The organism is Sphingomonas sp. PWP1-2, from assembly GCF_049898305.1.
GTDB classification, from domain to species: Bacteria; Pseudomonadota; Alphaproteobacteria; order Sphingomonadales; family Sphingomonadaceae; genus Sphingomonas; species Sphingomonas glacialis.
Window position 1 is genome coordinate 601,705 of record NZ_JAFCXM010000001.1, and the last position, 20,399, is coordinate 622,103.

Here is a 20,399-nt window from a genome sequence, read left to right on the forward strand (position 1 = left end):
CCGAGTTCCGAGCGCGAATTTAGGCAGGCCAGCCGCCGGTCTGGCGCAGCGCCTCGCTCAACGCGATTCCCGCCGCCACCGCGATATTGAGCGAGCGCATCCCCGGTACAAGCGGGATCCGCACCGCAAGATCGGCCTGGTCGTGCACCGCATCGGGAACGCCGCTGCCCTCCGATCCCATCAGCAGCACGTCGTCGGCGCGGAACGGTGCGGCGTCGAGCCGCACGCCGCCGCGCGTCGACAGCAGCACGATTCGCTGCGGCACAGTCGCGACGAACGCGTCCCAATCGACATGTCGCCGCACCTCGACCAGTTCGGCATAATCCATCCCCGAGCGGGCGAGCGCCTTCTCGCTCCAGGTAAAGCCCGTCGGCTCGATCACGTCGACGCCGACGCCGAGACAGGCGCCGAGCCGGAAGATGGCGCCGACATTGCCGGCCATGTCGGGTTGATAAAGAGCAATACGCATGCCGCCCCGCTAGCACCCTTAAAATGCAGTTGGCAAAAGCTAGGCGGCCCGGCTAACAAAGCCCTCAAGCTTCCCCGATCGAGGGAAGCGTTCAGGCGTGCCTGTGGATCCGTCGTGCAGGGCGTCGTGTCAAAAATTGATCGCTCGACCGCGCGCAGTGGCGGGGGGCGAAGAACAAGGGCGAGTGGATGGCAAGCGGAAACACCCTGGACGTTCCCCTACACGAGGAACCGCACCATGACGGGGAGCCGCGACGTCGCGATTTCCTCAACATCGCGGCGGTCTCTGTCGCCGGCGTGGGCGCGCTCGCCATCGTCGTCCCCTTGATCAACCAGATGAACCCGTCGGCCGACGTGCTCGCGCTGGCGACGACCGAGGTCGATCTCAGCAAGGTCGAGGCCGGGCAGGGCGTCGTCGTGTCGTTCCGCAAGCAGCCGCTCTTCGTCCGCAACCTGACGCCCGCGGAAATCTCCGCCGCCGACAAGGTCGACATCAAGTCGCTGCGCGACCCCGAAACGCTCGAGCAGCGCACGCGCGGTCAAAAGAACTGGCTGATCACGCTGGGCGTCTGCACGCATCTCGGCTGCATCCCGCAGGGCATCACCAGTGGCGAGGATCGCGGCCAGTTCGGCGGCTATTTCTGCCCGTGCCACGGGTCGCAATACGACACCGCGGCACGCATCCGCAAAGGCCCGGCACCGAAGAACTTGCTCGTGCCGGATTACAAATTCACGTCGCCGACGACGGTCGTGGTGGGTTGAGGATAGCGATATGAGTTTTCCCTGGGCCAAGCATTACGAACCCAAGAGCGGGTTCACCAAATGGATCGACCAGCGCCTGCCGCTCCCGCGGCTCGTCTACGGCGCGGTCGGTGCGGGCTATCCCGTGCCGCGCAACCTCAACTATTTCTGGAACTTCGGCGTGCTCGCAGGAGCCGCGCTCGCAATCCAGATCGTCACCGGCATCGTTCTCGCGATGCACTATGCGGCCAATGGCGGCGTGGCGTTCGATTCGGTCGAGCACATCATGCGCGACGTCAACGGCGGCTGGTTCCTGCGCTACGCGCACGCCAACGGCGCCTCGATGTTCTTCGTCGTAGTCTATATCCACATCTTCCGCGGCCTCTTCTACGGATCGTACAAGGCACCGCGCGAGATGATCTGGCTGCTCGGCGTCACGATCTTCCTGCTGATGATGGCGACCGCGTTCATGGGCTACGTCCTCCCCTGGGGGCAGATGAGCTTCTGGGGCGCGCAGGTCATCACCGGCTTCTTCTCGGCGATTCCCGTGGTCGGCGAGACGATCCGGATCTGGCTGCTCGGCGGATACGCCCCCGATGACGCGGCGCTCAACCGCTTCTTCTCGCTCCACTATCTGCTGCCGTTCGTGATCGCGGGCGTCATCATCCTGCACATCTGGGCGCTGCACATTCCTGGCTCGAACAACCCGACCGGCGTCGACGTGAAGGGCGAGCAGGACACCGTCCCGTTCCATCCCTATTACACCGCCAAGGACGGCTTCGGGCTCGGCGTGTTCCTGTTCATCTTCGCAGCGCTCTTGTTCTTCGCGCCCAACAGCCTTGGCCACCCGGACAACTATATCCCGGCCAATGCGCTGCAGACGCCGGCGCACATCGTCCCCGAATGGTATTTCTGGCCGTTCTACGCGATCCTGCGCTCGTTCACCGCGGACTTCCTGTTCATTCCGGCCAAGCTGCTCGGCGTGCTCGCGATGTTCGGGTCGATCCTGATCCTGTTCTTCCTGCCGTGGCTCGACAGCTCGCCGGTGCGATCGTCCAACTATCGCCCGCTGTACCGCATCTTCTTCTGCGTCCTGGTGGTCGACGTGCTGGTGCTCGGCTGGGTCGGTGGATCGGAGATCTCGCCGTTCAAGGTCGCGCTCGGGCAGATCACCGCAGCCTATTATTTCGCACACTTCCTGATCATCCTGCCGATCGTCTCGCGCGCCGAGCGGCCGCAGCCATTGCCGAACTCGATCACCGAGGCGGTGCTGGCGAAAAAGGGTGGCACCAGTCCGGCTCATACCGCGCTCAGCGGTAGCCCGGTTCCGGCCGAATAAGGGGCATTCAGACCAATGGTTCGCGCAATCGCAATCCTCATCGGCGCCGGTATCGTCGCCTGCCTCGCCTGGGCGCTGTTTGGCACCGTCTCGGGCGCCATCACCGACCCGGCGCCCCCCACCGCGGTCGAGGAATTCCATCGCCATCCCAAGGACGTCGAGCTCGCCTCGAACGGCTTGCTCGGCACGTATAACGAGCGTCAGCTCCAGCGCGGCCTGCAGGTCTACAAGGAAGTCTGCTCGAACTGCCACTCGCTCAAGCACGTCGCGTTCCGCGACCTGACCCAGCTCGGCTATTCGGCGGGTCAGGTGAAGAAGTTTGCGGCGGACTGGGCGGTCAAGGCCAAGCAGTTCGACCCCAAGTCGGGCGACACGACCGAGCGTCCCAACACGCCGGCCGATTATTTCCCGGCGGTCTATTATCCCGGCACCGGCAACCCGCCAGATCTCTCGCTGATCACCAAGGCGCGGCATGAAGGCCCGGCCTATGTCTATTCGCTGCTGACGGGGTATCAGGATCAGCCGGCTGCGTTGCTCAAGCACTTCCCCGACGCGAAGGTGCCCGACGGCCTCTACTACAATCCGTATTTCGCGAACCTCAACCTCGCGATGCCGCCACCACTGACGCAGGATGGGCAAGTCACCTATCTCGACGGCACCAAATCGACCGTCGACCAGAATGCCAAGGACGTCGCGGCATTCCTGACCTGGGCGGCCGAGCCCAACCTGCCGGCACGGCATGGCTATGGCCTCGCAGTCCTCGGCTTCCTGCTGCTGTTCTGCGTGCTTTCCTACGGCGCCTACCAGAACATCTGGCGCGACATTAAGCACTGATCCATACGTCGCCCCGGCGAAAGCCGGGGCCGCTGCGTTGACTCGCGGAACGCCTGGTTCGCGAACCGACATAACGGCCCCGCCTCCGCCGGGGCGACGAGGAATTTTCGTGTCCGACAATGACGACCTCAAGGCGCTGATCCGGACGATCCCGGACTTCCCCAAGCCCGGCATCCAGTTTCGCGACATCACGACCTTGCTGATAGACCCGCACGGCTTTGCGCAGGCGATCACGCGGATGGCGGCGACGACGCTCGGGCCGATCGATCTCGTCGCCGGGATCGAGGCGCGCGGCTTCATCTTCGCCGCCGCACTTGCCCGCCCGCTCAACGCCGGCGTGCTGCTGATCCGCAAGGACGGCAAGCTGCCCGGCGCAACGATCGCCGAGGATTACGCGCTCGAATATGGGACCGACCGCATCGTGATGCATGCCGATGCGCTGGCACCTGGCAAGCGCGTGTTGCTGGTCGACGATCTCATCGCCACCGGTGGCACCGCGCGCGCCGCGCTGCGGCTGCTGCGCAAGGCAGGCGCGGTGGTCGAACAAGCGCAGTTCCTGGTCGATTTGCCCGATCTGGGCGGCGCCGATGCGTTGCGCACCGACGGCGTTACGGTCGATTCGCTGATCGCCTTCCCCGGGCACTGAGCACCGGACAGGAACCAAGCACGGGCCGCCGGGTTGAGGATCAACCCCCGCGCCCCGCATGATGTCCGGCGCGTCGTCCAGCAGGAACGCGCCATGTCCTTTATCAAGCTAACCCTCGCCGCAGCCGCCCTCGTCACCGTCGGCGGGCTTTCGGGCTGTGTCGACGATTACGGTTATGGCGGCGTCCAGGTCGGCTACGGCGCAAGCGCGTGGGATCCCTATTATGGTGGCTACAGCGCCGATCCGTATTGGGGCTGGCAGGGCGACTATTATTACCCCGGCTCGGGCTATTATGTCTACGATCGCAACAATTACCGCCACCGCTGGAACGACCAGCAGCGTGGCTATTGGCAGGGCCGCTCGCAGCAGTGGCGCGGTGCGCGGCGCGAGGTTCGCCCGATGTGGCGCGATTACGGCATCCAGGGGCGCCTGGGTGGCGGGTTCCGCGGGTCGCCAGGGCGCGGGCCACAGGGCGGTGGCGGCTATCACGGCGGCGGCAATCGCGGCGGTGGGCATCACCGCTGACCGCCGTCAGTCGTCCTTACTGAATCCGCCGCGTCGAACCATTACGCGGCGGGTCGGGCGCGAATGAGGCCAATCGAGACGAAGGTCATCACCGTGACATCGTCCTGGTTGAGCACGGTCATCCGGCTGCGATAGCTCCCCATCTCGGGCCGGCTCTGCGATGCGCGCTTGTCGAGGATCTCGGTTTCGCAGCGCAGCGTGTCGCCGGGATAAACGGGCTTGAGCCAGCGCAGTTCGTCGATCCCGGGCGAGCCGAGACCGGCTTGATCGTGTGCCTTGAGGTTCTCGACTACCATTGCCATCGTCATCGCGCAGGTGTGCCACCCGCTCGCCGACAGCCGGCCGAAATGCGTCTCAGCGGCGGCCGCATCGGAGAGGTGGAACGGCTGCGGGTCATAGGCCTTGGCGAATGCGACGACCTCGTCGTGCAGCACTGCATACTGGCCGAACGACGCTTTGGTACCGACCACGATATCTTCGAAATATTGCATCGCGCGAGTGTCTCGCGCGCCCGCGGCGAAGGCAAGCGCTACTTGGCGAGCGCTGCGCGGAACGGCGCGTCGTCGCCATCGAGTCCGGTCCCCGCGGGCAGGCCGAGCACATCGCGGATCAGCGGCGCGACATCGACATTGTCGAAACCGGGCAGCGGGCCGAGCGGCTTGATCGCCGGGCCGCTGGCGATGAACAGCGCGGCCATTTCGGGCGCGGCATTGTCGAAGCCGTGATTGCCGCCGGGCTTGGCATCGGGCTTCGGCGTGCTCGCGGTGAGCGACCAGCCCGTCTCGGCCAAGCAGAAATAGGGCGGCACGCGCGGGTTGGCGCCGTAGTGCAGCCGTGCCGGGATCTCGCGCTTGCGCCAGCAATCGTAATGCGCGTGATGGCCGAGCAGTGCCTTTTCGAGCGCCGCCTCATGTCCGGGCACCGCATAGAGGCTGGCGAACGGCCCCGATTCGAACAGGCGATAGTCCGCCGGGTTGGCAATGCTGTCGAGCGCGATCGTACGCGCCGGGCTGGTCGCGGCCATGCCGTGATCGGCGACGATTATTAGATTGGCGGGCTGGCCGAGTGTTCGCAGGCCCGAGACGAGCGCCCCGATCTGGGCGTCGATCTGCTTGACCGCTTCGGTCGTCTCGGGCGCGTCGGGGCCAAAGCTGTGGCCCGCACTGTCGACGGTATCGAAATAGAGCGTGATAAAGCGCGGGCGCTGCGCCGCCGGCCGGCGCAGCCAGTCGATCACGCCGGCGACGCGCTGTTCGCCCGGCACCGCTTGGTCGAATGGCCACCAATCCTCGGGCCGCACCCCGCCATTGGTCGCGCCGTGACCCTTGAGTGTGCCGCCCCACGCGACGTTCGAACCCGGCCAGAACATCGTCGCGCTGCGGACCCCGCCGCGCTCGGCAGTGACCCAGAGCGGCTCGGCGGCGTTCCACCAGAAGGGGTCCTTCGAATCCTCCATCGTGAACTTCTCGCCCGGCCGCGCGACGTCCTCCATCGCGTTCGAGACGATGCCGTTGCGATCGGGCCGGAGGCCGGTGACGAGCGTCCAGTGATTCGGGAAGGTCTTGGAGGGGAAAGACGGCCGCATCGCCGCGCTGATCCCGCTTGCGGCGAGCGCATCGAGGTTCGGCGTCACCCCGCGGGTGCGGTAATCGGGGCGGAAGCCGTCGATCGAGACGAGGATCGTGACGGGCGTCCGCGCTTCCTCGCGCAGCGCGCTGGGGCGCGGTCCGGGGGCGGGCGCGGTGACGCAGGCCTGGAGAGCGGCGCACAGGGCGGCGGCAATGATCTTGGTGGTAAAACGCATGTGCGATTCCCTGCGACACGATTGCGTCGGCGCTATGACAGGGTGCGCTGGGCGCGCCTAGCGGGCGCCGCCTGCTGTTCTCCCTTTTTGATCCTCCTTCTTCCCTGGCGAAGGCCGGGGCCCAGTCGAACAATGGCGAGAAAGCGCGGCGCTCGCTTGCGATCGGCTCGCTCCTGGGCCCCGGCCTTCGCCGGGGAAGAGAAGAAGAAAAGGGGAAAGGGTAGACGAGAAGGGCAGGCGCGATGGTGCGCCTATCCCCCCAGCGAGACCTTGGCGAACAGGCTGAAGCTCACCGGCATCTTGCCATATGCGGCATCGAGTGCTGAAGGCTTGGCGAACACCCCGACCGACCCGCCGAGCGCGAGATCGAACGGCCCGACGAACGGCAGCCGATAGGCATAGCCCCCCTCGAGCTTGCCGACGCGGAACTTGCGGTCGTGCAGCGGGTCGGTCCGGTCGGGGAACAGCTCGTCATTCGCGACGTCTTCCGCGCGCGCGAACAGCGTGTGGTGCCGGTCGATGTCCCAATTCGCCTCGGCGAGCCATGCCGTCAGCGTGCGCCCGGGCAACAGATGTTTGTTCGAGAAAGCGAGCAGCGCCGAGACGCCGTGCTGCGCATATTGCACGCTCGCGGTGGTGCGCGCTTCGTCGCGGTCGGGCTCGAGCTGTTCGGGGCTCTTGAGCCGGCCGTGGCTGATCTGCACCGCCCAGGCGGGCGAGGGGGTCCAGGTCGCGCGCACGCTCCACGAATCGAGGCTGGGGCGCTCGATGTTCCAGCGAAACTGGTCGGGCTCGCGTCCGCGAAACGCCGAGGCCTCGAGCTGCCAGCGCGGCGCGGCATAACCGAGCGTCACCACGCCGTAGCTGATATGCGTGCTGTCGAACCAATGGTGCGTGATCGGCGAGAGCGGCTGATAGGTCGCCGAGGTGCGGTGCATGAACGCCGACGGTCCGATCGCCGGCTCGGCGACGGGACCGCCATAGACGAACACGCTGCCGGGCCCGGCATCGACATCGAGCCGCGCCGACAGCTCCATGAAGAGGTCGTGCGGATGCTGGCGATCGGTCAGCTGGATCCTGCCGTCGGCGGTTTCGCCGGTGGCGAAGAGGTTGGGGTAGCCCTTCGCGCCCATCGCCGGTTCTAGGCTCATCATCGAGCGCAGCTGCAACCGCGCTCCGCCATAATCCCGCGCGGCGGAGAGCATCGCCATCGAGGTGACGAACGCCTCATTCTCGCCGCGCGGCCCGCCCTGGTCGGTATAGACGCCCCAGGCATAGCCGTGGAGCATCAGCATCCAGTCGCCCGCCATGAAGTGCGACCCCCGCATCGCCCCATCGTTGCCGGGGTTGCGCGCGGTGCCCGAGCCTTCGGCATAGGCACCGTCGGGCGGGCCCATCGTCATGCCGGGCATGGCCGCCACGTCGTGGCTGGTGTGCTCGGTGTGGCCGACGTGGTCCGCGTGGTCGACCTGCCCTGTGGCGGCGGGGGCTGCTGGCGGCATCGCCATGCCAGGCATCGCCTCGGATGTCGGATCCGTGGCGGCATCCTCTGCTTGCTTCGCCGGCGACGGCCGGGGCGAAGGCGTGGAGGTGGGTGTCGGCGCGTGCTGCGCGTGATTTTCAGCCGCTCGCGACTGGGCCCCGGCCTGCGCCGGGGAAGCGGAAGGGGGGAGGGGGGAAGTGCCGGGAGCCGCAGCGGGCGTATGCACGGGTGAAGCGTCATGCTGATGCACCGGCGCCGGAACCGCGCGTTTCGGCTTCGGCTTGGCGGGCATCGGCATGTCCATCTTCATGCCGGGCATCATCTGCGCGAGCGCGCCCGTCGGCAGCAACGCCGCCACGGCACAGCCCGCGATCATCATCGATCGAGTCATTGTCGGTCCTCACGAACAAGAAAGCAAAGCGGGCACATGGCCCGCCGGTTCAGGCTTTCGAGCGCGGAGGGGGCAAAGCGGGCGGCGTGCCCGACGCCGGGTCGAACGCCGCGGCAACGATGCGCCGTGGCGGTGCGGCGGGTGCCAGCGGCGCGGTTACGCCGCGCGCGGCAAGGCTCGCGGGCGGTATGCAGCCGATGCACATGTGCGGGATGGTCGCATGGTCGTCGCGGACCGGCGCGGCGTGGCCGGCATGATGCATCGCCGTGGCCTTCGGCGCGGGCGCGTCATGGCACGGCGCGCTCGCGAATGCCGGGAAGGCAAAGGCTGCCAAGAGCAGCGCAAGGATCAGGCGGGCGAACACGGGGACAGCGCTACGCCGTGTCCGCCCGCACGACAAGGTCAGACGTTGAAGCGGAAGTTGAGCACGTCGCCGTCATGGACGACATACTCCTTGCCTTCCTGACGCAGCTTGCCGGCATCGCGCGCGCCGGTTTCGCCGCCAAGCGCGACATAGTCGTCATAGGCGATCGTCTCGGCACGGATGAAGCCGCGCTCGAAATCGGTGTGGATCTCGCCTGCCGCCTGCGGGGCCTTGGCGCCGGCATGGACGGTCCAGGCGCGCGCTTCCTTCGGGCCGACGGTGAAGAAGGTGAACAGCTTGAGCAGCCGATAGCCAGCGACGATCACGCGCGTCAGGCCGGTCTCGGTCAGCCCGAGCTCGGCCAGGAACTCGCCGCGCTCTTCGGCGGCCATCGTCGCGATCTCGGCTTCGATCGCGGCGGAGACGACGACGGCTTCGGCGCCCTCGGCCTTGGCCTTTTCGAACACGCGCGCCGACTGGCTGTTGCCGTTGGCGGCGCTCGCTTCCTCGACGTTGCAGACATAGAGGACGGGCTTGGCGGTGAGCAGCTGCGCCTGGCTGAAGGCGCGCGTCTCGTCCTCGTCCTTCGGCACAGTCAACCGCGCGGGCTTGCCTTCGCGCAGCAGTTCGAGTGCTTGCCCCAGGACCGAGGCGGCGACCTTCGCCTCCTTGTCGCCCTGCGTAGCCTTTTTGAGCAAATTGGGGACGCGCTTTTCGAGGCTCTCGAGGTCCGACAGCATCAGCTCGGTCTCGACCGTCTCGGCATCGGCGATCGGATCGACCTTGCCCTCGACATGCGTGACGTCGTCATCCTCGAAGCAGCGTAGCACGTGGACGATCGCGTCGACCTCGCGGATGTTGCCGAGGAACTGGTTGCCGAGCCCTTCGCCCTTCGACGCGCCGCGCACGAGCCCGGCAATGTCGACGAAGCCGAGCTGCGTTTCGATGATCTTGGCCGAGCCCGCGACCGCGGCGAGCTTGTCGAGCCGCGGATCGGGCACCGCGACGTTGCCGACGTTCGGCTCGATCGTGCAGAACGGATAGTTCGCCGCCTGCGCCGCCGCGGTCTGCGTCAGCGCGTTGAAGAGGGTGGACTTGCCGACATTGGGCAGCCCGACGATGCCACAGCGAAAACCCATGATATTCCTTGGTGTGCGATGATGTGCGTGAAAGCCCGCCCGATACGGCGTTGCGCCGCGAAAGACCAGCCTGTCGCACCATGAAGGCCCTTGATGAAGGCCCTTGCCGGGAACCCGCAAAGGCATAGGCTGTTGATTCTGGATCAAGTCGCTTGCTTGCCGAGTCGTACGTCGGAGTTTCTTGCTGGGGTCAATGCGATGCGCCGAAAGTTTCTGCAGAGCTGTTGTGTCACGATCCTGCTTTCGGGCGCGGCGGCGGGCGTTGCCAGTGCGGCCGACTTCGAATCGCACATCGTTTCGCTCGAAGACCCGGCGAGCACGCAAGACCCCGCCGCTGTGCGCGGCACGACCGCTCATGCGCTCGTATCGATGTCCCCGCATACCGAAACGGGTGACCAGCCTGCGGTCTCCTACGATCTGCGGCTGGCGCGGGGCTATCAGGCGAACGCGGTGACGACGCTCAAACAGTCTCTGCGCGCGCGCGGCACCGGCATGAAGGACGCCTATGCGCATGGCGATCGTGGACTGCGGGTTTCGGTCGGATCGAGCTATCACATGCGCTACCGCGCTTCGGATGTCGGGCCGGGCGCCGCGGCTGGCACCGCCGCGCTGATGCGGCTCCCGGTCGGCGCGGTAAATTTGCGAGACGGGTATGAAAATTACGCGCCGGTCGCGATGCTTGGCTATGACGCCGCGGTCAGCGAGCGGATGAAGGTCGGGATCGAAGGGGGCATGATGGTCGGCCGCTCGACCGCGATGTATGCCGACGAGACGGTCCCGGGCCTGCGCGAGGAGAGCCATAGCGCGCGCAATCCGGTGGCGGATCTGGTGATGACCTACGCGTTTTGAACGCCACAGCGTGACTCGTCACCCCGGGCTGGTCCCGGGGTCCACCGCGATACTAATGCCGCAGCCGCAATGCGCGCGGCACGGTGGGCCCCGGCACAAGGCCGGGGTGACGATTGGGTGCTTAGCCGACGCTACCAGCGATAGTTGAAGCTGATGCTCACGCGTTCGGTCTTCGCGGTCCCGGGCGCGACCTCGTGGCGCAGCCAGCTTTCCCACAGCAATACGCTGCCCGCCTGCGGCTCGACATAGACGAAGGTCTTGAGCGCCTCGGCGACATCGTCGCGGCGGCGCGGGGCGGCCATCATCATCGGCAGCCGCGGATCCTCGAACTTGATCGGGCCTGCGCCCGGCGGGACGGCGATGTAGACCGTTCCCGAAATCACGCTGTGCGGGTGGATATGCCCCGAATGCGTGCCGCCAGGCTTCATCACATTGACCCACAGGCTGTCGAGCTTGAGCTTGCCGCCGTCGAGTTCGAAGCCACAGTCCTCTGCGAAGGCGGCGACATGCTTGTTGAGCAGCTTTACCAGGTCGGCGAACGCCGGATCGCGCATCGGCAGGTCGTTGAGCGAGGCGTAGGAGGTGTAGCCGCGATAGCCATGCGCCTTCGACCAGCTCCGTCCGGCGCGATCATCCTCGGCAAGCGCGTGGCACGAGCGTTCGAGATCGGCGACCAGCGCCGCGTTCTTGAGCTTCGCCTCGTAGAGCGGGGTGGCGAACAGGCTGCGGGTCGAGGCATTCTTCATGCTGCGCCCTATCCTCCAGTGCGACGCCGTTGCCAAGGTGTCGGATGCACGTCTAGATTTCGCACGTGACCTTTGCAGATCTCGTCGCGCCGCTCGACAGCGCCGTCTTCCAGTCGAGCTATTGGGGCGTGCAGCCCGTGCATATTCCCGCGCCGCCGGGCGGGCGGGGCGCTCTGCTCGATTGGGCGCGCTTTGCCGAACTGCTCGGGGTCGGCGCGCACTGGACCGCGTCGAACCTCAAGCTGATCCTCAACAGCCGACCGATCGTCCCCGATTTCTACCTCGACGGCGATGCGACCATGCCGATCGAGGCGCGGCGGGTCGATCCGGCACGAGTCGACGTGTTCCTCGGCATGGGCGCCAGCCTGGTCGCCAACGATATCGAACGCATCGCGCCCGAAATCCGAGACTGGACGCAAATGCTGGGCGAGCAGTTCGCCGCGCTGACCAACGCGAACGTCTATTGCTCGTTCAAGGGCGTCCAGGCGTTCGCCACGCATTTCGACGTGCACGACGTGTTCGCGGTGCAGTGCGAGGGCGAGAAGGTATGGCGCGTCTATCAGAACCGTGCCGACGCGCCGCTCGTCGCACCGCACGGTGGCGAAGAGGTGCAGCGCCAGATCGACGCGGCGCGCGGGCCGTTGCTCGCCGAGGTGCGGATGCGGCCGGGCGACGTGCTGTATCTGCCGCGCGGCTGTTACCATGATGCCTTGGCGCAGGACGGCGCGTCGCTGCACGTCACCTTCGCGGTCGCGCCGCTGACGGGGATTACGCTACTGCGCGTGCTCGAGACCGAGGCGCGGCGCGATCCGCAGTTTCGCGCGTATCTCGAGGATGCGCGGGTCGATGCGGGCCAGCCGCTCGCGGCGCAGCTGCACGCGCTCGCGACGCGGCTCGGCGAACTCGCCGCCAGTCCGCTGGTCCGCGATGCGGTGATCGACGCGCAGCGTGCGCGGATTCGGCCCACCCATGCCTTCACGCTGCCGCAGCGGCCCGCGCTCGAGTCCTATGCGCGGACGCAACGGCCTGCACGGATCGATTGGCGCGATAGCGGGATGGTCCTGCTCACGCAGAGCGGTGCGCATCCGCTCGGGACGTTCGGCGCGGTGGCCGAATATGCGCTGTCGCGGCCGGCCTTGTCGGCGCAGGAATTGCGCGCGCGGTTCGCGCATGTGCCGGTGGCCGAGCACGCGGCGCTGATCGCGTTGCTGGTGCGCGAACGGCTGTTCGAACGCTACACGCCCGAGATGTGACAGCGCGGCGGGCGTTCAGCCCGCGAGGCGCACCGCCACGTCGCTCATGAATCGCCCGTCGTCGCCGCTCGCGAGCCACGGCGCTTCGGCCGCGACCGCGCCGAGCATGTCGGCGAGCGGATCCATTTCGGCTTTGGCGTAATTGCCGAGCACGTACGGGCTGACTTTGTCTTTATGGCCGGGGTGGCCGATGCCGAGGCGAACGCGGCGGAAGGCATTGCCGATATGCGCTTCGGTCGAGCGCAGGCCGTTGTGGCCAGCGGTGCCGCCGCCGGTCTTCACCTTGACGCGGAACGGGTCGAGGTCGAGCTCGTCGTGGAAGACGGTGACGTCGCCCTCGCCAAGCTTATAGAAGCGCATCGCCTCGCCGACGCTGCGACCGCTTTCGTTCATGAAGGTGGCGGGTTTCAGGAGCAGGATCTTTTGCGCGCCGATGCGGCCTTCCTGGGTCCAGCCCTGGAACGCCTTCTTGACCGCGCCGAAGCTGTGGAGATCGGCGATCGTGTCGAGCACCATGAAGCCGACATTGTGCCGGTTGAGCGCATATTGCGCGCCGGGATTGCCGAGACCAACCCAGATTTGCACGGCGAATGCCTACCTTTTCAAACGAACGGGGCAGCGAAAGCGTCTGCTTCCGCTGCCCCGATTGTGCGCATCCCGCAAGGGGACCGCTGCTTACTCGGCCTTGTCGCCTTCGGCTTCGGCTTCTGCTTCGGCGGCTTCGGCTTCTGCTTCAGCCGACTGGGCTTCGGCAACGGCAGCCTCGAGCTCTTCGTCCTCGACGGTCGGAACCGTCGGCGGAACGATCGTCGCGATCGCGAAGTCGCGGTCGGCGATCGCCGGCGTCACGCCCTTGGGCAGCTTGACGTCCGAGATGTGGATCGAGGCACCGACGTCGAGACCTGCCAGCGAGATCGTGATCTCGGTGGGGATGTCGGCCGCGTCGCAGACCAGCTCGAGCTCGTGGCGCGTGATGTTGAGCACGCCGCCAGCCTTGGCGATACCGGGGGCATCGTCCTCGTCAGCGAACACGATCGGCACGTTGACGTGTACGGTGGTGTGCGCGCCGATGCGCAGGAAGTCGACATGCGTCGGACGATCGGTGACGGCGTCGAACGAGACGTCCTTCGGCAGGGTGCGGATCTGCTGGCCACCGGCGTCGACCATGACGACCGAATTCATGAAGTGACCCGTCATGAGGAGACGCATCAGCGCCTTTTCCTCGACGTGGATCGAGAGGGGTTCTTGCTTGTTGCCGTAGATCACGGCGGGGACGCGGCCTTCGCGACGAAGCAAACGGGAGGCTCCCTTGCCAACCTGTTCGCGCGTCTCGGCTGCGAGCTCCAATTGGTCGCTCATTGCATTACTCCGAAATACGGTTGTGGTGTTTCCGGCCAAGCCTCCAGGGATGACCCTGGCCGAAGCGCGGCGCTATAGGGGAGGGGAGGCTTAAGTGCAAGACGACGGTTCGGCGCTTCCGCCCCACACGTCACCCCAGCGAAAGCTGGGGTCTCCCCGGAAGGCGCGCACCCGGAGAACCACGAGACCCCAGCTTTTGCTGGGGTGACGGGTGGAGGGTGAGCCTTCGCACGATATCGCCCGCCCGTTATCCTATTCGACCCGCTCGACCTTCAGTCCCCGCGCCTGCAGCATCGCAACGACCGACCCCGGCCCTACCAGATGCCCCGCGCCAACCGCGACGAACACCCGCCCCGGCCGCGCCAGCCGACGCACGATCGCGCTCGCCCAGCGGGCGTTGCGATCGGTCACCAGCGCCGCCCCCATCGCCGGATCGCGCTGTAACGGCGCGACATCGGCGGCAAGTCCCGCCGCATCGCCGTCCTTCCACGCGGTGAGCAGTGCGGCATCGCCCTTCGCCGCCGAAAGGGCGTCGCGCGCTGCAGCGATCAGCAGCGTCCGTTGCGATTGGGCAGGCAGCCGGTCGAACAGCCGCAATTGCCCCTCGCGGCTCTCCAGCGCACCGATCGCCTTGCCGGCAAACGCCCGCGTCAGCACCGCCTCGACGCCATTGGCGGCGTCGGAGTCGAAGAGATGTCCGGCCCCGGCGCTGATCGTCAGCGCCGCCGCCCAGGTCTTCAACCCATCGAGCGTTTCCGGCGATTGCCCCGCGACCGCCATGCCCCGCGCGAGCGTCGCGCGATCGGCCGCCGCCACCCGGTCGAGCAACGGCGGCAAACCCGGTTGCTCGGCCAGCGCCAGGAACTGCGCGCGCGCCGCGGCGTCGGCGGCGGGCGGCACTTCGAGGATCAGCGTGTCCGCCGCCGCGATCGCGCCCGCCACCGTGGGCGTCTGCCAGGCGACGCGCGGCGGCAGCGCGTGGATCGATCCGAACAGCCAGATCGTCGTATCGCGGTCCGCCACGCGCCATAGTGCTGGATGCGCCGGGATCTCGGGCGCCTGCGCGCACGCGGCGAGCGCCAGCCCGATCGCCAGCGCCGCGTACCTCAATAGCGGATCCGCGTCGCGACGATGCGATGCTTGGCGAGCTGCGCCTGGACGCTATCCTTGCCCGCGAGATGCCCCGCGCCGACCGCGATGAACACCGTGCCCGGCGTCTTCATCCGCGAATCGATCCAGGTCGCCCAGCGCGCGTTGCGATCGACCAGCAGCACCTTGTAGAGATTCTTCTGCCCGGTCAGATCCTCGTTCATCAGCTTGCTCAAGCCCTCGGCGTCGCCGGCTTTCCATTTGTCGACCATCGCGTTGATCGTGGTGTCGAACTTGTCGAGGTCCTTCACGCTTTCGAGCAGGAAGGCCATCTGGTCGGCCTGTGGCAGATCGTGAAAATAGCCGAGCTGCTGCTCGAGCGTCTCGAGCCCGGTGACCGGCTTGCCCGCGGCCTTGGCGGCGGCGTCGAGCGCCATCTCGGCACCGTCGGCGGCGCTGTAGCCCGCCTTTTGCAGCGAGATCTGCGACATCGTCACCGCAGCGAACCACGGCTCGAAGCGATCGAGCGCGGCGGCGGGAACGCCGAGCTTGGCGAGCGCGGCGGCGTAGGCCGCGCGGCTCTTTTCGGGGAGCTTCTGCGTCAGCGTGGGGCCGGTCGGGTCCATCGCGAGCGGTCCGATCACCTTCTGCGCCTGCTCGGGCGTGGGCAACGGGATTTCGAGCACGAGCTGCCCGCTCGCGTCGAACGCCTTGCGCACCGCCGAATCGAACCAGCTGAGGTTCGGCTTGAGCGCATGGACCGTGCCGAACAAATAGATCGTCGTGTCCTTGTCCTTGACCACCCAGAGCGCGGGGTCGGCGGGAACGGTGGCGACGGGCGCGGGCGCCGCCGGGGCAGGGGCAGGAGCTTGCGGCGCGGTGTTGGCGGCGAGCAGCAGTGCGGCGAGCGTGATCACCGTCTGCCCGAAATCGAGCGTCTTCATGGTTCGATCCTTCTTAAAGGTGTGGCGAGGTCAGCGCAGCTTGCGCCAGGCATAAGCGAGGCCGGTCGAGACCAGCACCGCGAGATACAGCGTCATCGCATCTGGGGCGGGGACGAGGCCGCCCTTCCAGAGGATCAGCCAGACGGGATAGGCCATCAGCAGCACGTTGGCGCCCATCGTCGCGGCCCAGTAATTGTCGAGCCGCTGGAGCTCGTCGATCGTGCGGTAATAGACGAGGCTGCCTGCCGTCACCGCGCCGATCAGCAGCAGCGCGGCAAGGATCGCGAACCACGCCGGCAGCGAGCCGCCGGTGGTGAGCGTCGCCTCGTGCGGCTCGATCAGCGCGGCGGTGAAGCCGACCGCGCCGCCGAGCACGCTGAGCACGGCGAAGGTGATGAACGTGCGACGCGAGCGCGCGCGATCGGCGGCTTCGCCGGGGCCGATCTCACTCTGCGGCATGGCTATCTTCGGTCTGGTCATCGAAAATCTCCTCGATCGGCATTTCGAACAGGCGCGCCAGCTTGAACGCGAGCGGAAGCGACGGATCGTATTTGCCGGTTTCAATCGCGTTGACCGCCTGCCGCGATACGCCGAGCCGGCCGCCAAGCTCGGCCTGGCTCCAGTCGCGCTCGGCGCGCAGCACCTTCAAGCGGTTCTTCATAGCGGTTTCCATCGGAGCCGCATCGTCAAGCGAGCGGCGACGTCGGGCTTGCTGAATGATCGTACATCGGTCCCTCCATCATGCGACGCTGACACTCTGTCAGCTGTCCATGACTAAATGACATTGAGTCGTGTCCATGTCAAGAACCCCTGACAAAAGGTCAGTGCAGGCTGACCGGGGGCGGCAATGCCCAGCGCGCGGTTGAAATTCCCGTCGCCCTGCGCCAAAGCCCCCCCGTGACCGACATCGTGACCGACAGACCCCTCAGCTTCCAGGGCATGATCCTCAAGCTCCACGAATACTGGAGCCAGCATGGCTGCCTCATCCTCCAGGCCTATGACATGGAGATGGGGGCGGGGACGTTCCACACCGCCACGACGCTGCGCGCGCTCGGCCCCAAGCCGTGGAACGCCGCCTTCGTCCAGCCGTGCCGCCGCCCCACCGACGGCCGCTATGGCGAGAACCCCAACCGGCTGCAGCATTACTATCAGTATCAGGTGATCCTGAAGCCGAGCCCGTCGAACCTGCAGGAGCTGTACCTCGGCAGTCTGGCGGCGATCGGGATCGATCCGCTGGTCCACGACATCCGGTTCGTCGAGGACGATTGGGAAAGCCCGACGCTCGGCGCGTGGGGGCTCGGCTGGGAAGTGTGGTGCGACGGGATGGAAGTCACCCAGTTCACCTATTTCCAGCAGATGGGCGGCTTCGACATGAAGCCCGTCGCGGGCGAGCTCACCTATGGGTTGGAGCGGCTCGCGATGTACGTGCAGAATGTCGACAATGTGTACGATTTGGCGTTCAACGATGCCGGCGTGACCTATGGCGAGGTGTTCCACGAGAATGAGGTCGAGATGTCGACCTGGAACTTCGAGGTCGCCGACACCGACAGCCTGTTCGACGCCTTCCGCAAGCATGTCGCCGAGTGCGAGAACAGCCTTGCCGCCAAGCTGCCGATCCCGGCGTACGAGCAGGCGATCAAGGCGAGCCACGTGTTCAACCTGCTCCAGGCGCGCGGGGTGATCTCGGTCGCCGAGCGCCAGGCCTATATGGGCCGCGTGCGCGATCTCGCGAAGGGCAGCTGCCAGGCGTGGATGGACAAGAATGCCGAGGGCTGGAAGGCCGAGTATCCCGCCTGGAACGCCGCGTGATGGCCAGCGCCGCAGGCACTCTGCCTCTTCCTTCGGCTCTCCGCGTCTCCGCGTCTCCGCGAGAACCAAATTTCTTGTTCGCCCGGAGACGCGGAGACGCGGAGAAGAAGAGTTTCTTCGCGTCTTCGCGCCTTCGCGTGAACCAACCTTCTTTTTCACGCGAAGACGCGAAGCCGCGAAGCCGTTGCGTTTCGATCGCTGACGGGGTGTGCGCATGACGGACTTTCTGCTGGAGCTGCGCTCCGAGGAAATCCCCGCGCGGATGCAGGATCGCGCGCGCGAGGATCTCGCCAAGCTCTTCACCGCCGAGCTCGCCAAGGCTGGCCTCCAACCCGGCGAGCTGCAGACCTACGCCACGCCGCGCCGCCTGGTGCTGATCGCGCGCGATCTCCCCGCGCAGACCGCCGCCGTGTCGGAAGAGACCAAGGGGCCCAAGACCAGCGCGCCACCGCAAGCGCTCGAAGGCTTCCTGCGCAAGACCGGCCTGACGCGCGAGCAGCTCGTCGAGCGCGACGGCATCCTGTTTGCGGTGATCGACAAGCCCGGCCGCGCCACCGCCGATGTGCTGGCAGCGGCGATCCCCGCGATCGTCCGCGCCTTCCCCTGGCCCAAGGCGATGCGCTGGGGCGCTGCCTCGACCACGATGGAATCGCTGCGCTGGGTGCGCCCGCTGCAGGGTATCGTCGCTCTGTTCGGCGACGACGTGATCGATTGCGAGATCGCCGGCATAACCAGCGGCGCCGCGACCGTTGGGCATCGCTTCCACCATCCGCACGTCATCACGATCGGCAACGCGAACGACTATGTCGAGAAATTGCGCGCCTGCCATGTGATCGTCGACCAGGCCGAACGCCGCCAGATCATCGCGCTCGGCGCGACGATGGCCGCGCGCAAGGCCGGGCTCGAGCTGGTGCAGGACGAGGGGCTGCTGACCGAGAATGCCGGGCTGACCGAATGGCCGGTGCCGCTGCTCGGCCGCTTCGATGAGGCGTTCCTGGAAGTGCCGCCCGAGGTGATCCAGCTGACGGCGCGCGTGAACCAGAAGTATTTCGTGTGCCGCTCGACCGACGGCGCCTTGGCGAACGCGTTCATCTGCACCGCCAATATCGACGCGGCCGACGGCGGCGCGAAGATCGTCGAGGGCAACCGCAAGGTGCTCGCGGCACGGCTGTCCGACGCGAAATTCTTCTACGAGACCGATCTCAAGGTGCCGCTCGAGGAGCAGGCGGCCAAGCTCGACCGGATCGTGTTCCACGAAAAGCTCGGCACGGTGGCGGACAAGGTCGACCGCGTGGCCAAGCTCGCGCGGTGGCTGGTGGAGGAGGGGATCGTTAAATCCTCCCCGGAACGGGGAGGGGGACCACCTGCTTCTTCAGCGGGTGGTGGAGGGGGCGTGCCACACGCGAGTGCCTCTCCTGCTGCAGCCCCCCTCCACCATTTGCCGGAAGAGGCAAATGGTCCCCCTCCCCGTGCCGGGGAGGATCTTGCGTCGCTCGCCGAGCGCGCCGCGCGCCTGTGCAAGGCCGACCTCGTCACCGGCATGGTCGGCGAATTCCCCGAACTGCAGGGCCTGATGGGCGGCTATTACGCTGCCGCGCAAGGCGAGCACCCCGCCGTCGCCGCGGCGATCCGCGATCACTACAAGCCGGTCGGGCAGGGCGATGACGTGCCGACGGACCCGGTAACGGTGGCGGTGAGCTTGGCGGACAAGCTTGATACGCTGGTCGGATTTTTCGCAGCGGGTCTGCCTCCAACCGGATCGAAAGATCCGTTCGCGTTAAGGCGAGCGATGCTTGCGGCGCAAAGTCTGACGTCCAATAATGATCTGCGGTTTCGGCTCTCTGACGCGGTGACTTTCGTCATTGATATCTTGGCACCGAAAGAAGACACCGGTCGGCGCTGGATTTGGGGTGAAAAGGAACTTGCCGCCCGTGACGTCGCAACCGGGATTGTTGCGTCTCCGCAAACCCTTGTCGACGAGCCCGCAACGAGCGCCGCGCTGACTAACTTCTTCGCCGACCGCCTCAAAGTCCAGCAGCGCGAAGCCGGCGTTCGGCACGACCTGATCGACGCGGTGTTCGCGCTCGGCGGCGAGGACGATCTCGTCCGCCTGCTCGCGCGCGTGCGGGCGTTGCAGGGGTTTGTCGGGACCGAGGATGGGGCGAACCTGCTCGCCGGGTACAAGCGCGCGGCGAATATCCTGAAGAAGGAGGGCTTCGGCACGTCCGCCCCGGCCGTCACCCCAGCGAAAGCTGGGGTCTCCGCGGCGGGCGCGCACCCGGAGAACCACGAGACCCCAGCGTTCGCTGGGGTGACGGTTGAAGAGAGCGCGGGTTCGCACACTGCACCGTCCTACACGCCAGAACCTGCCGAAACCGCACTCGCGACGGCGCTCGACGCGGCCGAACCGGCAGCCTCCGCAGCGATCGCGCGCGAGGATTTCGAAGTCGCGATGGCCGCGCTCGCGACGCTGCGCGCCCCGATCGACACGTTCTTCGAAAGCGTCATCGTCAACGACCCCGAACCCGCCAAGCGCACGGCGCGGCTCGGGCTGCTTGATCGCGTTCGTGCTGCGGTGCACAACGTGGCCGACTTCTCGAAGATCGAGGGCTAGCC

At 66.7% G+C, this 20,399-nt stretch carries 22 protein-coding genes; 9 read left to right on the top strand and 13 right to left on the bottom strand.

All coding sequences use genetic code 11. The features are described from left to right. Positions 1–19: 19 nt before the first annotated feature. Positions 20–469 carry a tRNA (cytidine(34)-2'-O)-methyltransferase gene (locus ACP7C5_RS02965; protein ID WP_426263134.1) on the bottom strand — a complete coding sequence of 150 codons (450 nt, stop codon included), beginning with the start codon at positions 467–469 and terminating at the stop codon, positions 20–22. Between the two features lie 188 nt (positions 470–657). Between ACP7C5_RS02965 and petA the strand changes: the two genes are divergently transcribed. From petA to ACP7C5_RS02990, 5 genes are all read left to right on the top strand, one after another. Then, the gene (petA, locus tag ACP7C5_RS02970; protein ID WP_133189719.1) at positions 658–1,230 is read left to right on the top strand and encodes a ubiquinol-cytochrome c reductase iron-sulfur subunit; all 573 of its coding nucleotides are present in this window, start codon (positions 658–660) and stop codon (positions 1,228–1,230) included. A 10-nt stretch (positions 1,231–1,240) separates the two neighbouring features. Then, a complete protein-coding gene (locus tag ACP7C5_RS02975) occupies positions 1,241–2,548 on the top strand; it encodes a cytochrome b (RefSeq protein WP_189675365.1) in 1,308 nt (435 codons plus the stop codon). A gap of 15 nt (positions 2,549–2,563) precedes the next feature. After that, complete coding sequence (locus ACP7C5_RS02980; protein WP_133189715.1) at positions 2,564–3,382, top strand: cytochrome c1; 819 nt, start codon at positions 2,564–2,566, stop codon at positions 3,380–3,382. Positions 3,383–3,491: 109 nt separating this feature from the next. Continuing rightward, complete coding sequence (locus ACP7C5_RS02985; protein ID WP_426263135.1) at positions 3,492–4,028, top strand: adenine phosphoribosyltransferase; 537 nt, start codon at positions 3,492–3,494, stop codon at positions 4,026–4,028. Between the two features lie 93 nt (positions 4,029–4,121). Then, on the top strand, positions 4,122–4,553 hold the full coding sequence (locus ACP7C5_RS02990) for a hypothetical protein (RefSeq protein WP_426263136.1): 432 nt from the start codon (positions 4,122–4,124) through the stop codon (positions 4,551–4,553). Between the two features lie 41 nt (positions 4,554–4,594). On the opposite strand, the gene ACP7C5_RS02995 is transcribed toward ACP7C5_RS02990, so the two are convergent. From ACP7C5_RS02995 to ychF, 5 genes are all read right to left on the bottom strand, one after another. Beyond that, entirely contained in the window at positions 4,595–5,044 is a 450-nt protein-coding gene (locus ACP7C5_RS02995; protein ID WP_426263137.1) for a MaoC family dehydratase, read from the bottom strand. Positions 5,045–5,082: 38 nt separating this feature from the next. Beyond that, complete coding sequence (locus tag ACP7C5_RS03000) at positions 5,083–6,357, bottom strand: ectonucleotide pyrophosphatase/phosphodiesterase (protein WP_426263138.1); 1,275 nt, start codon at positions 6,355–6,357, stop codon at positions 5,083–5,085. 251 nt (positions 6,358–6,608) lie between these two features. Beyond that, on the bottom strand, positions 6,609–8,231 hold the full coding sequence (locus ACP7C5_RS03005) for a hypothetical protein (protein WP_426263139.1): 1,623 nt from the start codon (positions 8,229–8,231) through the stop codon (positions 6,609–6,611). Between the two features lie 49 nt (positions 8,232–8,280). Then, positions 8,281–8,595 (bottom strand): hypothetical protein, encoded by a 315-nt coding sequence (locus tag ACP7C5_RS03010; protein WP_322160225.1) that lies wholly within the window; start codon positions 8,593–8,595, stop codon positions 8,281–8,283. A gap of 38 nt (positions 8,596–8,633) precedes the next feature. Next, complete coding sequence (gene ychF, locus ACP7C5_RS03015; RefSeq protein ID WP_133189705.1) at positions 8,634–9,734, bottom strand: redox-regulated ATPase YchF; 1,101 nt, start codon at positions 9,732–9,734, stop codon at positions 8,634–8,636. 198 nt (positions 9,735–9,932) lie between these two features. On the opposite strand from ychF, the gene ACP7C5_RS03020 reads away from it, so the two are divergent. Beyond that, positions 9,933–10,583: a hypothetical protein gene (locus ACP7C5_RS03020; RefSeq protein ID WP_426263140.1), complete on the top strand. Its 651-nt coding sequence runs from the start codon at positions 9,933–9,935 to the stop codon at positions 10,581–10,583. Positions 10,584–10,714: 131 nt separating this feature from the next. Here ACP7C5_RS03020 and ACP7C5_RS03025 read toward each other — a convergent pair whose 3' ends face one another. After that, complete coding sequence (locus ACP7C5_RS03025; protein ID WP_426263141.1) at positions 10,715–11,329, bottom strand: TIGR02466 family protein; 615 nt, start codon at positions 11,327–11,329, stop codon at positions 10,715–10,717. A gap of 65 nt (positions 11,330–11,394) precedes the next feature. On the opposite strand from ACP7C5_RS03025, the gene ACP7C5_RS03030 reads away from it, so the two are divergent. After that, the gene (locus tag ACP7C5_RS03030) at positions 11,395–12,582 is read left to right on the top strand and encodes a JmjC domain-containing protein (protein ID WP_426263142.1); all 1,188 of its coding nucleotides are present in this window, start codon (positions 11,395–11,397) and stop codon (positions 12,580–12,582) included. A 15-nt stretch (positions 12,583–12,597) separates the two neighbouring features. On the opposite strand, the gene pth is transcribed toward ACP7C5_RS03030, so the two are convergent. The 6 genes from pth to ACP7C5_RS03060 all read right to left on the bottom strand — a co-directional run bounded on the left by pth (position 12,598) and on the right by ACP7C5_RS03060 (position 16,635). After that, positions 12,598–13,167, bottom strand: a complete 570-nt coding sequence (pth, locus tag ACP7C5_RS03035) for an aminoacyl-tRNA hydrolase (protein WP_426263143.1) — start codon at positions 13,165–13,167, stop codon at positions 12,598–12,600. Positions 13,168–13,257: 90 nt separating this feature from the next. Next, positions 13,258–13,941 (bottom strand): 50S ribosomal protein L25/general stress protein Ctc, encoded by a 684-nt coding sequence (locus tag ACP7C5_RS03040; protein ID WP_133189697.1) that lies wholly within the window; start codon positions 13,939–13,941, stop codon positions 13,258–13,260. A gap of 252 nt (positions 13,942–14,193) precedes the next feature. After that, on the bottom strand, positions 14,194–15,051 hold the full coding sequence (locus ACP7C5_RS03045; RefSeq protein WP_426263144.1) for a TraB/GumN family protein: 858 nt from the start codon (positions 15,049–15,051) through the stop codon (positions 14,194–14,196). Further along, positions 15,048–15,974 (bottom strand): TraB/GumN family protein, encoded by a 927-nt coding sequence (locus ACP7C5_RS03050; RefSeq protein WP_426263145.1) that lies wholly within the window; start codon positions 15,972–15,974, stop codon positions 15,048–15,050. Before ACP7C5_RS03050 ends, ACP7C5_RS03045 begins: the two co-directional genes overlap by 4 nt. Before the next feature lie 30 nt (positions 15,975–16,004). After that, positions 16,005–16,454: a hypothetical protein gene (locus tag ACP7C5_RS03055; protein ID WP_426263146.1), complete on the bottom strand. Its 450-nt coding sequence runs from the start codon at positions 16,452–16,454 to the stop codon at positions 16,005–16,007. Further along, positions 16,420–16,635 carry a helix-turn-helix transcriptional regulator gene (locus ACP7C5_RS03060; RefSeq protein WP_133189689.1) on the bottom strand — a complete coding sequence of 72 codons (216 nt, stop codon included), beginning with the start codon at positions 16,633–16,635 and terminating at the stop codon, positions 16,420–16,422. The genes ACP7C5_RS03055 and ACP7C5_RS03060 overlap by 35 nt, the downstream gene beginning before the upstream one ends. A 248-nt stretch (positions 16,636–16,883) precedes the next feature. Between ACP7C5_RS03060 and ACP7C5_RS03065 the strand changes: the two genes are divergently transcribed. After that, positions 16,884–17,783: a glycine--tRNA ligase subunit alpha gene (locus ACP7C5_RS03065; RefSeq protein ID WP_426263147.1), complete on the top strand. Its 900-nt coding sequence runs from the start codon at positions 16,884–16,886 to the stop codon at positions 17,781–17,783. Positions 17,784–17,997: 214 nt separating this feature from the next. Further along, positions 17,998–20,397: a glycine--tRNA ligase subunit beta gene (glyS, locus tag ACP7C5_RS03070; RefSeq protein ID WP_426263148.1), complete on the top strand. Its 2,400-nt coding sequence runs from the start codon at positions 17,998–18,000 to the stop codon at positions 20,395–20,397. The last annotated feature ends 2 nt before the right edge of the window (positions 20,398–20,399 follow it).